This is a genomic window from Pseudomonas sp. S2_H01 (assembly GCF_054668305.1).
Genome location: NZ_CP162756.1, coordinates 3627929 through 3642970, shown reverse-complemented (window position 1 = coordinate 3642970; position 15042 = coordinate 3627929). Strand labels below are relative to the sequence as shown.

The window sequence follows — 15042 nt, the reverse complement described above, 5'->3', positions numbered from 1 at the left end:
ATTTATCCGACCGAACCTGTAGGCGCGCGCTTGCCCGTGATCGGGTGCGCAGCGGCAATAAACCCTGCAAATGCGATCCCGGTCGCGCTTATCAGGCCTTTTTCTACGAAGACATCCGCCAACAGTTGGTTGCGAGGCAGTCCGGCGATGTACAGCCGCTTGGAAAAAGCCTCGACAGTGACTGGCGAGCCACACACCAGTGCAACGGTTTGCCGGGAGGTCACGCGGACACCCGAAAGTGCCACCTGAACATCCGCTGCGTCGATCAAGTCGATCTGCAGGTGTGCGTGATTGACCGCCAGCGCCTGTAACTCCGCCGCGAAATAATGTTCGCGCGCCACGTGCATCACCCGGATCGGCCCTTGGTGCTGTTGACGCATCGCCTCGCGCAGCACACCCCACAACGGCCCGAGGCCAGTGCCGCTCGCCAGCAGCCACAGCGGTCGCTCCTGCCAGTCAGCATCGTAATGCAACGCTCCGCCGCGCAACTCGCCCAATCGAATAGCGTCTCCAACCTTCAGCGTGCGCGCGACGTCGACGAAGGCACCAGGGTTGCGACAATCGATATGAAATTCGAGAAACGCATCCTCGCCCGGCAGACTCGCCAGCGAGTAAGGGCGCGCGATGCCAGTCGCGGTCCACAGCACCAAATGCTGCCCGGCGCGATACCGCAGCGGACGCTCGGGTTCAAGACGCAGCCGTAAGACCGTTGGACTGACCCAGTCACAACCGCTGACGCTGGCAGGCAACCCATCGCGCAACGGGTCGAAGATTTCGACACGCAGGTCATCGACCACGCGGCACTGACACGAGAGGCGCCAGCCTTGCTCGCGTTTGCTGGCGTCGAGAGCTTCGGGAAGGGCGTCCAGCGGCTCACCTCCGACACAACGCACCAGACACGCGTGGCAACTGCCCGCACGGCAACTGTAAGGCACCGACAGGCCAGCGCTGTTCAAGGCATCAAGAAGGTTGGAACCGGGTGCGACCGACCACTGCCGTTCGCCTGCGTACAACTCAGGCATCGGCGTAATCCCAGGCACCATGGCAGCAGTTTCGGCCGTGGTGTTTGGCCCGGTATAACGCGTGGTCGGCACGTTGCAAGGCGCGATCCATGTCGTCGTCACGTTCGACCAGCGTCATGCCGACCGAGAGGCTGAGCTCCAGGCCCGGCAGATCCGGAATGGTCACGTTTGCAAAGGCCTCACGCACGCGTTCGCAGCATTCGACCAGTTGCGCACGGGTACAACGCGGGATCAGCAACACGAACTCCTCTCCACCATAGCGCGCCAGAATGTCGTCTGAGCGCAGGCAGTCGCTGGCGGTTGCCGCGAACACCTGCAAGACACGATCGCCCGCGGCATGTCCGAGCAGATCATTGACCCGCTTGAAGTGATCAAGGTCGATCAGGGCAAGACCTTCGGTGTAATTGCCATCCATGGTTTCAAGCTCACGGGTGGCCAGACGCAAGAAATGCCGGCGATTGTACAGATTGGTCAGCTCATCGGTCGACGCCAGCTCTTCAAGCTGAAACATCATGCCGCGCAAGGTTTCCTGATGCGCCTGCAAGGTGATCCGACGCTGATGCATGCGCTGCCGCGAGCGTTGCACGAACCCCGCATACATGCACAACCAGCCCAGCACGATAAACAACGAGCACGTCTGGAGCGCGGCCAGGCCCGGGTCATTCAACTGGCCGCTAAAGGCATCCCACAGGTTGATCCCGATAAACCCCAGCAAGGCAAGCACGGCGCAGCGTGTGAACACCTTGGGCGGAAGATGAAACAGGCCGAAAAGCAACACCAACACATACAGCACCAGGAAGGTGCCACGTGCGGAATCCAGATGGGCCAACAGAAACGTTTCCCAGCCGAGGCCCATCAGCACCTGGAATTCGGTCAGGCTGGGGTCTTTGAACCGGTTGTTGAGCCCGCCAAAAAACACCAGGCTCAGCGCGCCCTGAGAGAGCAGCACGGCCACGCTAGTCAGCCACACACCAAAGAATGTCGCGTGGTAATAACCGGCGCAGAACGCCACCCACATCAGCGCGATCAGCAACACGTAGGTGCCGGCAGCCAGGGCAAAACGCTTGAGTCGCAAGCGCTGGATAGATCCATCTATAGGAGGCTGGGTTGTCATCGTGTGAGGGTTCGTCCTGTCCGGCCGCTGGGGCCTGGATCCCACCGCTGGCCGAAGGGGCAGCAGTCGCTTCATTCATCCGGGAAGGTTGCAATGTAGAGGAAACGGGGCGTTTCGCCAACGCGTCTGTCGAGGCGACGGCCGTGCCATTCAAACGCGGGTATCGGGCGCGTTGAATGTCGATCAGCGGCGAGGCCCGGTTACAAAGCCTGACGAAACATTCCCACTCACCCTGCTTGAACACCCTAACTATGTATATCAACTCAAACGACTGGAGTGGGTAATCTGTGGCTGTCTTCAACAACCACGGATGGTTGGAACATGCAGTCAAGAAACGACGCTCACTGGCTGAGCAAATTCAAAATCGAGATCACTTCCAACTCGAACCGGCTTTACAGCAACGGGAACCAACAACTGAAAGTCACGGTGAACCTGACACCCGCCAAAGGGCAGGAAATCAGCGATGAACAACTCGATAGCCTCTGGCTCTTCCTGATATCGGACGATGGTCAATACCGCGACCTGGGCGCCGAATTTGGCCGTGGGGCGTACGATCCTGAGTGGGCCGCGCAGAACCCCGTTCTACCGGAGGACCTGTTCCGCCTCTCGACGGTTAAAGACCCTAGGTTCGAGTATTACGCCGCATCCGGCTCCGCTCCGGTGAACCTGATCGAATCCAGTTCGCGCGCTCGCTCCTTCTACATTTCTTCACTGGCTCCGGCAGGTGAGCGATACAAGGTTTACGCCGCGATCACCAAAGAGGAAGGTGTTGAATACGCCACCAGCACCTCGATTTTCAACTCACACGCTGAAATAGAAACCGTCGCCTCTCCCCACAAGAAGCGGTCGGACTTCACCCTTGAGCGCGTTCACGAATACGAAGGCAAGTCCGGGGATACAGACGTAGACATTGACCTGTATTACCTGGAATTCGCCAATCGACATTTCAAGATTGTCGATGCCGTTCCCTACGGCCCCAACGCCGATGAGTCCTATTACAACGACGCCCTGGATGTCTCCCCTTGGTACCGTGTTTTCGACGGAGTCTGGCCAGCGCGTATCTACGAAGAGCATTTCCATTTCGCCTTCAAGCCTGGCAAACCTGGACATTTCAATTCCCATGACGCCTCCGTTGCAGTGAACACCCGGGAAGGCGCCATGAATTTCATTCGCCTGGAGTTGATTGGCTACGGAAGTGAATTCGCCCGGTACACCCGGGCCTTTTTCGGACCGAGCCGTTGGGGCGTGATTGACCAGTACGGCAACGAATACGGCATTCAGATGACCCAGGAAAACGCGGGCAATGAGCTGAACTTCAAGATGCGCCATTAACGGCTCGAGGCTGTTCCGCCGCACCCTGTCGACAGACGACAGGGTGCGCTCACTCGCCACTTGGCGCACCGACAAAGAGAGCTCACATGTCCGGCATTCATACCCAAGCCACCCATTTCATGGACTGCATCAAGACCGGAGTCGATGCCCGCACCGGGCAATTCACCCTGGCGTTTCAACTGCCCCTGCTTCCCGCCAACCACCTGGCCGGCCCATCGGTCACCCCTACCCTCACCTTCAGCGTTCTGGGTTCCACCCGTGACAAAGGATTCGGGCTGGGCTGGTCGCTGGACTTGAGCGAACTCAATCTGCACCAGGACGCACCGTCGTTGCGGCTTTCGTCGGGAGAGCACTTCGCGGTTGACCTCGACAACGCCACGTTCATGCCGGGCAGCGAGTTGACGCTATTGGATGCCAAGCTCAAATCGAGGCGGGTGGTCTGCGAGAGCGATTTGGTAATTCGGGTGGATCAAAAAAACGGTCAGACTGAAATCCTCACCCGACAGCCAGAAAGCGCCCGCTATCTGGTCACTGAATTGCGCAGCCAGGAAGGTAACCGCGTGTTCGTCGAGTGGTCGCCCTACGGCAACGACGACTTCATCCTCGAACGGATCAGCGACGAAACGCGCACCTTGCTGCACGTGCAGAGGGCGGATGACGGTGAGGTCGCGTTCACTGTTCCCGGGCGCGCAGAAGAGAGCGTACGCCTGCGGCTGGTCAACGATGCATTGAGCGAAGTTTACCTGCCCGGCATCGATACGCCCTTCAGCATTCTTTATGAGCACCATGCGCTCAACCCGGACAACCATCTCCTGCTGCCGAGCACACTCACGAGCCCTTTGGGAGCGATCGATTCCGTGATCTGGGCGACGGGCGAAGAAGGCCACCAACTCCCCGAGGGGGCGCCCTTGCGGGTATTGCCACGGGTGTTGCAGTGGACCCACTCGGCGTGCGAAACGACCCGCGAGCTGACCCGCACGTATGAATGGTCCGGCGTGCACAACTTCCTGGGTTTTGGCAGCGATCAGGCATTCGACTGGCAGCAAGGACGCGACAACCTGTACCAGGTCGAGCAGGATTACGATTATCAGGTCACCGAAACCCAGACCGATCCGGACGGCAGAACGCTCTCGACCATCACCCGCACCTGGAACCGCTTTCACTTGCTCACGAGCGAAGTCACCCGCCGAGGCCATTGCGAGTTGCGCACCACGACCACGTTCGGCATCGCACCTGACACCGACTGGGAGGACCAGCCCGCGTGGTGCCAGCTTCCGCATAAACAGACCGTGACCTACATCGACCACTCGAACGCCGGCCTGCAACGCCGTGAAGAAACCGAGTATCGCTACGACGCATTCGGCAACGTCGTGTTCACCCTCTCGCCTCTCGGCTTAGAGGAGCACAGCGAGTACTACCCTGCCGAAGGTGTCGCAGATATCGAGGAAACCGAGGGGTGTCCGCCCAATCCTCTGGGCATGGTCAGGCACCTGAAGAAAAAGACCGTCATACCGGCCCGCCTGAATGACGGCACCTACGGCGGCGCGCCTGTCATCTCGACCACGTACCGCTACGCATCGCTGGCGTCGAAGCTTACGGGCGGACCTGCGTTTGTCGTGGTGGACCGCGAGACGGCGCGGGAAGAAATCGAGGGTCGCCTGCTTGAAACCACCACACAGACCTACATCACTGCCGATGGCCCTCACTATGCCCGTCTTGAAAAAAAGGTCACCACGCTCAATGGCAAAGCCACCACCACTGAGTATCGCTACGCGCTGACAGAGGACGAACTGAGCACCCATGTCACCCTCACCGGGTTCGAGCAAACCGACCGGGTGCGCGCCACGCAAAGCAGTGCGCGGGCGCTGAGCACAGGCCGTTTGACCCGCGAGCGCAATCACGCCGGGGTCGTCTCCCGCTTCACCTACGATGCCCTCGGCCGTGTCACGCTGGCAGTCACAGCCGATGACAGCCGCTATGAAGCCCGCCGCACCTCGACCTATTGCGTGAGCGACTTGGCAGCGCTTGAGCACAGGTCCGGGAACGAGAACCCGGTGATGATTGAGCATCGCCATTCGACCGGCCAACGGCGTCGACAGTGGCTCGATGGCGAGGGTCGTACCGTGCGGGTGGAACTCGAAGACATCGACCACGCCCCTGACGTGTTTCGTGAGATTGCCAGCACCGTCTTCGACGCTGAAGGCCGAACGGTCAGCGAGACCCAACAGGACTGGCTGCGCGACCCTCAGGATCCCGCCGCAGTGACGGCACTCAGGCTCACGACGACAACGTTCTACGACGACTGGGGCAACATACATCGGAGCATCACACCCGATGGCGTGGAAACATACAACGAGCATGACCCGATCACCCTCACCGTCAAGCGATGGCAACAGAACGGGACGCTCAAGGGTCCGCACACGCTGACCCGCCATAACGCGGCGGGCAGCCCTGTCAGCGAACACCTGTATGACACCGATGGCCTCTTGATCCGTGCCAGAGAGTGGCAACGCGACGGGCTGGACCGCGTCACCGCGACCACGATCAAAGTCCCCGGCCAGGCTGACCGCGTCACGGCTGTCCAGCTCGATGCCTACGGGCGAACCGTCGAGCAGCGGCTGGCAGACAACACGGTGGTGAGCTGGACCTACGCCTTACACAGCGACGACAACCACCCTGACACCGTCGCCGTGACGCCACCGACCGTGACTGAACCGTCATAAGCAGCGGCATTGGAGCATTTACGACACTCACCGGGAAAACGGCAACGCACGCCACACTTCCCGGTGAACTGCACATTTCGAAGGATCGAAAACATGAACACGCCCATCATCATCGGCCGTCAGACCTTCGACGGTCTGGGTCGCCAGCTGTCTGTTGAAGTGGGTGGGCACACCACCCTGTTTCATTACCGCAACGACCAGCTTCCGCCCTCTTCCACGACCCTGGCCGACGGCAACGACATCGCATTCACCTACGAGAAGGCCCTCAATAATCTTCTGATGAGCGTCACCCCCGATGGCGAAGCCGCGATACAGATATCCCGCCACCCGGCATTCGGTCATCCCAGCGCCGTTAGCGGTGAACAGGGTCATCAAGCCTTCGCCTTCAGCGCCACTGGCCAACCGGCGCAAGACCAGTGGACCGTCGACGGGCAGACCCACACGACCCGCTGGCTCTATTCGTTCGGCGGCCTGCTGCAAGGCTTTGAAGATGCTCAGGGCATTGCCCACCGGCGTCAGTTCGACTCGGCGGGTCGGGTGCAGACCACACGCGTCGGGGAACTGGAAACCACCTACACCTATGACGCCCTGTCGCGGCCATTGACCGTCCACGTCAGCGACCCTGAAAACCGCCGTACCCTCATCACCTCGATTGAGTACGACGCACTTGGACGCGAGCACGCACGCACGTTCACCTTCACGCAAACCGAAGAAGGACACCCTCCTGCCATCAGGACGATCACCCAGACGTCAGGCTATTGCGCTCTGGATCAGATCATCTCCCGACGCTGGACCGACGGCGATGCGCAAAGCGAACAACGCTTCGAATACGATGCGCGCGACAGACTGGTACGGTGCACGGCCGACCACCAGGCCGCCGCGGAGGATCCGTTTGGCAACCTCATCGTCGAACAGGCGTTCACCTTCAACGCATTTAACGGCCATGAAACGGTGGTGAGTCTGTTTGCCGACGGGAGTCGGGACGAAGCCCGCTTCAGCTACGCCGACGACGACCCTGTTCGACTGGTGCGCATCACCCACACCCACGCCTCCTGGCCACCGGAAATCACGCTTGACTATGACGCCTGCGGCCGGGTCATCAGCGACAGCCTGGGCCGTCATTTCAGCTGGAATACCCAGGGCCGACTCACGCAAGTCCGCACACCGGCGGGGACGTGCACGTACCGCTACGACCCCAGCGGACAGCTCACCGACCGCGAAGTGAACGGTGTTCTGACGCGTGATTTTTTCAGCGCGGATCAACTCACTCATCAGCAAACCGGCAATGACAGTGTGCAGTTGATCGGCGACCTGAACGCCTTGTTCGCCTTGAACAAGGTCACCGACGGCGTTCGCCAGACCCTGCTGATCGGCACCGACGCGCAGGGCAGCGTGCGTCTGGAAGCTGAGAACGCAGTGCGTGCGCGGCGCTACACCGCCCATGGTGCGGACAGCGAAGACGCCGCTTTCGGCTACGCCGGTGAGCAGCGCGAACCTTTGTCGGGCCTTTACGTCCCGGGAGGGAATCGACCTTACGATCCAGTGCTGATGTGCTTTCTGGCTCCGGACACCGACAGCCCGTTCGGCCAGGGCGGGATCAACCCCTACGCGTGGTGTGCCGGCGATCCGGTCAATCGCGTCGACCCGGATGGCCACAGCTGGGTGAATTACGCCCTCGCCGGCGCAGGACTTGCGCTGGCGGCGGTGGCGTTGATTCCCGGTCTGCAAGCGGCCCTGCCCGCTGCGGGTGTCTTGATCAGTTCCGGGACAGGCCTGTTGACCACCGGGCAGATTGCAACGCTTGCCGCCGTGGCGCTGGATATCATCTCGCTGGCCACGGGGGCGGCGAGCACCGTGCTTGAGGCGACCGGGCAGGATGGTGCCGCGTCCGGCATCCTGGGGGGGATTTCCCTGGTCACCGGCCTGTCTGGCGCCGGGATAGGCCTGAAGCTGGGCAGCCTGAAACATGCGGGTGCCCGACAAAGAGCACTGGACATCAAGCACGGCTGGACGCCACCGAAGCCCGGCCGCCTGGGCAATGGTGAGTTGCTGGCCCAGCACACATCCAGAGGGGTGGACGTCGGTTTCATCGACACCTATCACGGCACCAACCGGGTCGCCCTGCTCACCCATGGTGATCCCAAACGTGCATTGCTCATGGGCCCGGATGGCCACGTAGCGCGTGCAGCCGACATCGCACGCGACGTCATCGCGCCCCGCCTCGAAGCGCTCGGGGTCGGCGCCGATGAGACCTTCGTGTTGCTCTCGTGCTGGAGCGGAAAAAACGGTGCGGCGCTGGAGATCGCCAAGGAACTGGGCCGCCCGGTTCAAGGGTTCACTCACAAAGTCTTCGTGAAAGGCTTCGCCAATCTGCAAAGCTCAGCCAACTCGTCGAATATCCCAAAGGAGGCCATTCCGTATTTTGAGCGCCTGCGTACGACAGGAAATCCGCTCAAAGCCTGGAAGACCTCGCTGCGAGACGCACAAGCCACGATCTTTCACCCTGACGGCAGCGTGACCGCGGTCTGACGAGGCTCGCGAACCCTCGCCGTTCGGCGCCGCGCGCCCTCAAGACTAAGGTTTACCCTGTGGCAGGGTGTCGCGGCGGTGGGCAAGCGGTATACTGCGGCGCCTTTTCCTGCCGCTGCGCCTGAGCGTTAGCCGAGCCAAAGGCCGTTTGCGCGCTTGCCAAGCGCATCCCGCGCAAACCGCCCTACATAATGTTCCCGCCTGATAGAGGAGAACGCCCCATGACCGTGATCAAGCAGGATGACCTGATTCAGAGCGTTGCCGACGCCCTGCAGTTCATCTCCTATTACCACCCCGTTGATTTCATCCAGGCCATGCATGAGGCCTACCTGCGCGAAGAGTCGCCTGCCGCGCGCGACTCCATGGCCCAGATTCTGATCAACTCGCGCATGTGCGCCACGGGGCACCGTCCGATCTGCCAGGACACCGGCATCGTGACCGTATTCGTACGCGTGGGCATGGACGTGCGCTGGGATGGCGCCACCATGAGCCTGGACGACATGATCAACGAGGGCGTGCGTCGCGCCTACAACCTGCCGGAAAACGTCCTGCGCGCCTCGATCCTCGCCGACCCGGCGGGCGCTCGTAAAAACACCAAGGACAACACCCCGGCGGTCATCCACTACTCCATCGTCCCGGGTAACACCGTGGAAGTGGACGTCGCGGCCAAAGGCGGCGGCTCGGAAAACAAATCGAAGATGGCGATGCTCAACCCGTCCGACTCGATCGTTGACTGGGTGCTGAAAACCGTTCCGACCATGGGCGCAGGCTGGTGCCCACCGGGCATGCTGGGTATCGGCATCGGCGGCACCGCCGAGAAAGCAGCCGTCATGGCCAAGGAAGTCCTGATGGAATCCATCGACATCCACGAGCTCAAGGCCCGCGGCCCGTCGAACCGTCTGGAAGAAATGCGCCTGGAGCTGTTCGAGAAGGTCAACCAACTGGGCATCGGCGCTCAGGGCCTGGGCGGTCTGACCACCGTGCTCGACGTCAAGATCATGGATTACCCGACCCACGCCGCCTCGCTGCCGGTCTGCATGATCCCTAACTGCGCCGCGACCCGTCACGCGCACTTCGTGCTGGATGGTTCCGGCCCGGCCTCGCTGGAAGCGCCACCGCTGGACGCCTACCCGGAAATCGTCTGGGAAGCCGGCCCGTCGGCTCGCCGCGTCAACCTCGACACCCTGACCCCGGAAGACGTGCAGAGCTGGAAGCCGGGCGAAACCGTGCTGCTCAACGGCAAAATGCTCACCGGCCGCGACGCTGCGCACAAGCGCATGGTCGAAATGCTGAACAAGGGCGAAACCCTGCCGGTCGATCTGAAAGGTCGCTTCATTTACTACGTCGGTCCGGTCGACCCGGTCGGTGATGAAGTCGTCGGCCCTGCTGGCCCGACCACGGCCACGCGGATGGACAAGTTCACTCGTCAGATCCTCGAGCAAACCGGCCTGTTGGGCATGATCGGCAAATCCGAGCGCGGCCCGACCGCCATCGAAGCGATCAAAGACAACAAAGCCGTTTACCTGATGGCCGTCGGCGGTGCTGCTTACCTCGTTGCCCAGGCGATCAAGAAATCGCAGGTCCTGGCATTCCCTGAACTGGGCATGGAAGCGATCTACGAGTTCGACGTCAAAGACATGCCGGTCACTGTCGCAGTGGACAGCAACGGCGAGTCGGTACACATCACCGGTCCTGCGATCTGGCAGAAGAAGATCAGTGAAAGTCTGGCGGTGGAAGTGCAGTAAGCCGCGTCAAAACAGATGTAACGGACGCGGTACTGTTTAACCTGCCGTCCAACTAAAAATCCGAGCCTGGTTTTCCTGGCTCGGATTTTTTATGCATGCCCGCAGCGGTCAGTCGCAGTGGCACCTTCGAAATATCATCGTGAACATTGTGCAAGCCAAGGTCACAAGCTTAATGAAAAAGGTCGACCACTCTTACTTGCCAACCCACACGGTCTCGGCCCCAGCAGCGTTACCCCGCACCAGGCTCAATGGTGGCGCGAACGCCCTGTGCTGGCTTAGATAACGCATACAACTGACCCGGAGAAACGACGCAAAATTGATCACTTCGCCCCGGTAATCCATGACCTCTTCGTACAGCTTGCTGATCAGTTGGTTGGTGGTGATGCCGTCGTGACCCGCGATTTCAGCGAGGATGTCCCAGAACTGGTTTTCCAGGCGCAGGGTGGTGACGACGCCGCAGATGCGCAATGAGCGCGAGCGGGATTCGTAAAGAATGGGGTCGGCTTTTACGTAAAGTTCGCACATGCGTGGTCCCTCCGTTTTAGAGAATGATCTGCGTACCGAGCACCTTGAGGAATGCCGCCAGCCACGCCGGATGCGCGGGCCACGCGGGGCCGGTGACCAGTTTGCCGTCGGTATGTGCTTGGTCCATCCCGATCTCGACGTACTCGCCGCCTGCCAGCCGAACCTCGGGGGCGCACGCAGGGTAAGCACTCACCGATTTGCCCTTGAGCACGCCGGTTTCGGCCAGTAATTGTGGACCGTGGCAGACAGCGGCAATCGGCTTGTCGTCGCGACCGAATTCGCGCACCAGTTCCAGCACCCTTTCATTGAGGCGCAGGTACTCAGGAGAGCGGCCGCCAGGCACCAGCAACGCGTCGTAGTCGGCGGACTTCACGCTGTCGAAATCGAAATTCAGACCGAAGTTATGGCCGCGCTTTTCGCTGTAGGTCTGATCGCCCTCGAAATCGTGAATGGCCGTGCGAATCACATCGCCCTTCTTCTTGCCCGGGCACACAGCATGAACGGTGTGTCCGACCATCTGCAGCGCCTGGAACGGCACCATCACTTCGTAGTCTTCGACGTAGTCGCCGACCAGCATGAGAATTTTCTTGGCAGCCATCTGGTGATGTCCTCCGGACCGATTGCGGTGGATGGGTGTCGCGCAAGTATTCGCCGGTTGATCCCGACGCTGGTAACAGCGTAGTACTACAAACCTGCGTTCACTTGCGCTGCTGACCGGTAGCAGATCCCCACCGCTTACCCCCGACGATCCAACGCATTGACCACCAGCCGATCCACCCACCCCCACAGGCGCTGTTTGACACGGCGCCACAGGGGGCGGGATTTCCAGTCCGCCAGACTCACTTCGCTGCTGACCAGAAAGTCCCGCTCGAAGCTCTTCTGCACGGCCAGGCTCAGCCCGGGATCAATGGCCTCAAGATTGGCTTCCAGATTGAAGCGCAGGTTCCAGTGGTCGAAGTTGCAGGAGCCGAGGCTCACCCAATCGTCCACCAGCACCATTTTCAGATGCAGGAAACACGGTTGGTATTCGAAGATCTTGACCCCGGCTTTGAGCAGACGCGGGTAATACCGATGGCCGGCGTAGCGCACGGACGGGTGATCGGTGCGCGGGCCGGTGAGCAGCAGGCGTACGTCGACACCTCGGGACGCCGCACGGCGCAGTGCGCGGCGGACTTTCCAGGTTGGCAGGAAGTACGGCGTCGCCAGCCAGATGCGCGTTCTGCTGGTGTTCAGGGAGCGAATCAGTGACTGCAGGATGTCGCGGTGCTGGCGTGAGTCGGCATAAGCCACGCGCCCCAAGCCACTGCCGCTGACCGGCGCTTTCGGCAAACGCGGCAACCCGAAGTTTTCCGCAGGTCGCCACGCGCGGCGTCTGGGGTTGGCGTGGAACTGACGGTCGAACAAGGCTTGCCAGTCGAGCACCAGCGGGCCGCGAATCTCGACCATCACTTCGTGCCATTCGCTGGCGTCCTGATCCGGCCGCCAGAATTCGTCTGTCACACCCGTGCCGCCCACCACCGCCAGCGCCTTGTCGACCAGCAACAACTTGCGATGATCGCGGTAGAAATTGCGTATGCCCCGACGCCAGTACACGCGGTTGTAAAACCGCAGAATCACACCCGCTTCGGTCAAGCGCGTGCGCAGGCTTAAGGTAAACGCCAGAGAACCGAAGTCGTCGAACAGGCAACGCACCATCACGCCACGCTGTGCGGCATTGACCAGCGCCTGCACCACGGCCTCGGCACACACGCCCGCTTCCACCAGATACAACTCGAGTTCAACGTGCTGCTGCGCGCCGTCGATCGCGGCAATCATGCGCGGGAAAAACGCAGGGCCGTCGATCATCAGGTTGAACTGGTTGTCGTCACGCCACGGAAAAATCGCGCCTCTCATGATCAGCGCGCCGAAAAGATCAAGACAGCACCCACCGGCACCGAAAACCCGATGGCCGACAGATCAGCCACTTTGCGCAGCCCTTCCAGGCCCGAAAGCAATCCAAAATCCTCGGCGTGCAACACCAGCGGCTCCAGCGTCACGACCTGGAAACGTCGGTCATCGAGTCGTGTCGCCAGCAGTTCGGCGTTGTAGCTTTGCGACTGGCCGTGTATCTGCACCTTCAACGGCAGCCGTAACTCCAACTGCGCGCCAGGCGCCAGCGCATTGATCGGACGCATGTCCAGTTGCGCCGTGATGCGGGCTTCAGGAAATTGCTTGATGTCGAACAGCTGCCTGCGCAAGCGCTCGTCGCGCAACGGAATGCCGGTGCTCACCGAATCCAGCTCGACTTCCAGCTCGGCCACGCCCTTGGGATCGACCTTGCCGTGCAGGTTGAGGAAGCGGTGGACTTCGGAGATGTCGGCGTTCTTCGTGGAAATGAACGACAGCCGCGAGGACTCGTTATCCAGATACCAGTTCGCCTGAGCAGGCAGCGCCCACACGGCGAGCGAGGCCAGCAGCAGGCGGGTGAAAGTGGGCATGAGAACTCCAGCGGCGCGATTGAGGCAACCTTATCCGCCTGTCAGACCGCAAGCAAATGGCGACGTTCGCCCTCACGGCTCGGCTGGCAACAATCGACAGCCCTGGCGCTGGCCTTGCCATTGCGCGCTGCTTTCACGGCCCATCCCTGTAGCGGTGATTCGCTTGTCGGCCAGGCTTTCCGTCAATGTGCTTGGCAGCCACTGCTTCACGTAGGCCTGACAGTCGTCCACCGGGTTGTTCATCACGTAACGGCAGGAACAATATTCCTTGGCGGTGTAAGCACTGATGATGCTCGGAAACGCCTGCAACGGGACACGCCAGATCCAGACCACGGCGAGCAGAAGCACCACCATCAGGATCGCCACCGTGCTGAACGGGCGGCGTCGAATGAACCCCTTCCTGGCCGTCATTGCACACGCTCCCCAGCCACGGCTTTCAACGCGCGCTTGAGCAACTGGTTGTGATCGTAGGTCCCGTCCCGGTCATCGGCGTAACGCACGATCACCAGGCCCGCGCTCGGGATCACATACAACGCCTGTCCCCAATGCCCCAGGGCCGCGAAGGTGTCGGGCGGCGCGTCAGGCCAGGGGCCGGGCGTGTTGTTCGCCGCCCGGTTGAGCCACCACTGTCCTCCCGGCGCTTCGGTGGTGGGCGTTTGGGAACCGAACGGGGTGAGGTTGAAATCGACCCAGCCCTGCGCCAGCAACGGGCGATCCTGCCAACGGCCGCCACGCTGCATGAGCAAACCGATACGGGCCAGATCCCGCGCGGTCATGTAGGCGTAGGACGAGCCGACAAAGGTGCCGGTACCATCGGTTTCCCAGACCGCGCTCTTGATGCCCAGCGGGTCGAACAACGCGGTCCACGGGTAATCGGCGTAGGCCGTGTCGCCCACCATGCCTCGAAGCGCAGCGGCCAATACCGTGCTGTCGCCACTGGAATAGCGATACGCCGTGCCGGGCGCGCTCGCCACGTCGTGCTCGGCGGTGAAGCGCGCCATGTCGCTGCGGCCTCGGGTGTAGAGCATGGCGACGACCGAGGAGTTGAGCGGCGCATATTCGTAATCCTCTTGCCAATCCAGGCCCGACGCCCAGTGCAGCAGGTCCTGAATCCTGATGTCGGGGTGTGCTTTGAACGGTGGGTAATAGCGTGCAACCGGGTCATCCAGCTTGAACCGCCCTTCTGTAAAGGCCACGCCCAGCACCGTTGCGAGAATGCTCTTACTGATCGACCAGGTGAGGTGCGGCGTCTCGGCATGAGTCACGCCGGCGTAGCGTTCGTAGACCACTTCGCCGTTGTGGACGATCAACAGCGCGTCGGTGCGGATGCCGGCGCGGGTCTGCTCGTCGCGAGGGGGGAAGGCGTAGGTGTCGAGGTCCTTTAGCGCTGCACTTGAAGCGAGTGGCCGAGCGGACCATTGCGCGTCAGGCCAGGTTTCGGCGACCGCCGAACAAGCGATCGAAAAGAGGATTAGCGTTAACCACAAACGACTCATGAACGGACCTCATGCGCGGATACCGGCAATCCTGGCACGCAATGATGACAGCACGGGGAAACCCTCTTTGAGGTCGTTC

11 protein-coding genes and 1 pseudogene are annotated in these 15042 nt (G+C 61.3%); 4 read left to right on the top strand and 8 right to left on the bottom strand.

Features of this window, described 5'->3' with window-relative positions; translation table 11 throughout:
* Positions 1–98: 98 nt before the first annotated feature.
* Both AB4N84_RS16285 and AB4N84_RS16280 read right to left on the bottom strand, forming a co-directional pair.
* Positions 99–1022: pseudogene (locus tag AB4N84_RS16285) on the bottom strand (iron-sulfur-binding ferredoxin reductase); the annotation flags it as partial.
* On the bottom strand, positions 1015–2136 hold the full coding sequence (locus tag AB4N84_RS16280) for a GGDEF domain-containing protein (RefSeq protein WP_460042221.1): 1122 nt from the start codon (positions 2134–2136) through the stop codon (positions 1015–1017). The gene AB4N84_RS16280 and the pseudogene AB4N84_RS16285, both read right to left, overlap by 8 nt.
* Positions 2137–2457: 321 nt before the next feature.
* Here AB4N84_RS16280 and AB4N84_RS16275 point away from each other — a divergent pair, with 321 nt between their 5' ends.
* From AB4N84_RS16275 to AB4N84_RS16260, 4 genes are all read left to right on the top strand, one after another.
* Entirely contained in the window at positions 2458–3468 is a 1011-nt protein-coding gene (locus AB4N84_RS16275; RefSeq protein ID WP_460042219.1) for a hypothetical protein, read from the top strand.
* A gap of 86 nt (positions 3469–3554) precedes the next feature.
* Positions 3555–6191, top strand: coding sequence for an RHS repeat domain-containing protein (locus tag AB4N84_RS16270; protein WP_460042217.1), 2637 nt, complete (start codon positions 3555–3557; stop codon positions 6189–6191).
* A gap of 93 nt (positions 6192–6284) precedes the next feature.
* Positions 6285–8720 (top strand): RHS repeat domain-containing protein, encoded by a 2436-nt coding sequence (locus tag AB4N84_RS16265; RefSeq protein ID WP_460042216.1) that lies wholly within the window; start codon positions 6285–6287, stop codon positions 8718–8720.
* 221 nt (positions 8721–8941) lie between these two features.
* Positions 8942–10465 (top strand): fumarate hydratase, encoded by a 1524-nt coding sequence (locus AB4N84_RS16260; protein ID WP_074755518.1) that lies wholly within the window; start codon positions 8942–8944, stop codon positions 10463–10465.
* Positions 10466–10657: 192 nt separating this feature from the next.
* Here AB4N84_RS16260 and AB4N84_RS16255 read toward each other — a convergent pair whose 3' ends face one another.
* From AB4N84_RS16255 to AB4N84_RS16230, 6 genes are all read right to left on the bottom strand, one after another.
* Positions 10658–10990: a ribbon-helix-helix domain-containing protein gene (locus AB4N84_RS16255; RefSeq protein ID WP_460042215.1), complete on the bottom strand. Its 333-nt coding sequence runs from the start codon at positions 10988–10990 to the stop codon at positions 10658–10660.
* Between the two features lie 16 nt (positions 10991–11006).
* Positions 11007–11588 carry a DJ-1/PfpI family protein gene (locus AB4N84_RS16250; RefSeq protein WP_460042214.1) on the bottom strand — a complete coding sequence of 194 codons (582 nt, stop codon included), beginning with the start codon at positions 11586–11588 and terminating at the stop codon, positions 11007–11009.
* Between the two features lie 137 nt (positions 11589–11725).
* Entirely contained in the window at positions 11726–12883 is a 1158-nt protein-coding gene (locus AB4N84_RS16245; protein WP_460042213.1) for a phospholipase D-like domain-containing protein, read from the bottom strand.
* 2 nt (positions 12884–12885) lie between these two features.
* Positions 12886–13467: a YceI family protein gene (locus tag AB4N84_RS16240; RefSeq protein ID WP_460042212.1), complete on the bottom strand. Its 582-nt coding sequence runs from the start codon at positions 13465–13467 to the stop codon at positions 12886–12888.
* Positions 13468–13539: 72 nt separating this feature from the next.
* Entirely contained in the window at positions 13540–13878 is a 339-nt protein-coding gene (locus AB4N84_RS16235) for an amidase (protein ID WP_460042210.1), read from the bottom strand.
* Positions 13875–14963 carry a serine hydrolase domain-containing protein gene (locus AB4N84_RS16230; protein ID WP_460042209.1) on the bottom strand — a complete coding sequence of 363 codons (1089 nt, stop codon included), beginning with the start codon at positions 14961–14963 and terminating at the stop codon, positions 13875–13877. Before AB4N84_RS16230 ends, AB4N84_RS16235 begins: the two co-directional genes overlap by 4 nt.
* Positions 14964–15042 lie beyond the last annotated feature (79 nt).

Coding starts and splice junctions, on each gene's coding strand:
- AB4N84_RS16280 (WP_460042221.1), bottom strand. CDS start 2,136: ATGACAACCCAGCCTCCTATAGATGGATCTATCCAGCGCTTGCGACTC.
- AB4N84_RS16275 (WP_460042219.1), top strand. CDS start 2,458: ATGCAGTCAAGAAACGACGCTCACTGGCTGAGCAAATTCAAAATCGAG.
- AB4N84_RS16270 (WP_460042217.1), top strand. CDS start 3,555: ATGTCCGGCATTCATACCCAAGCCACCCATTTCATGGACTGCATCAAG.
- AB4N84_RS16265 (WP_460042216.1), top strand. CDS start 6,285: ATGAACACGCCCATCATCATCGGCCGTCAGACCTTCGACGGTCTGGGT.
- AB4N84_RS16260 (WP_074755518.1), top strand. CDS start 8,942: ATGACCGTGATCAAGCAGGATGACCTGATTCAGAGCGTTGCCGACGCC.
- AB4N84_RS16255 (WP_460042215.1), bottom strand. CDS start 10,990: ATGTGCGAACTTTACGTAAAAGCCGACCCCATTCTTTACGAATCCCGC.
- AB4N84_RS16250 (WP_460042214.1), bottom strand. CDS start 11,588: ATGGCTGCCAAGAAAATTCTCATGCTGGTCGGCGACTACGTCGAAGAC.
- AB4N84_RS16245 (WP_460042213.1), bottom strand. CDS start 12,883: ATGAGAGGCGCGATTTTTCCGTGGCGTGACGACAACCAGTTCAACCTG.
- AB4N84_RS16240 (WP_460042212.1), bottom strand. CDS start 13,467: ATGCCCACTTTCACCCGCCTGCTGCTGGCCTCGCTCGCCGTGTGGGCG.
- AB4N84_RS16235 (WP_460042210.1), bottom strand. CDS start 13,878: ATGACGGCCAGGAAGGGGTTCATTCGACGCCGCCCGTTCAGCACGGTG.
- AB4N84_RS16230 (WP_460042209.1), bottom strand. CDS start 14,963: ATGAGTCGTTTGTGGTTAACGCTAATCCTCTTTTCGATCGCTTGTTCG.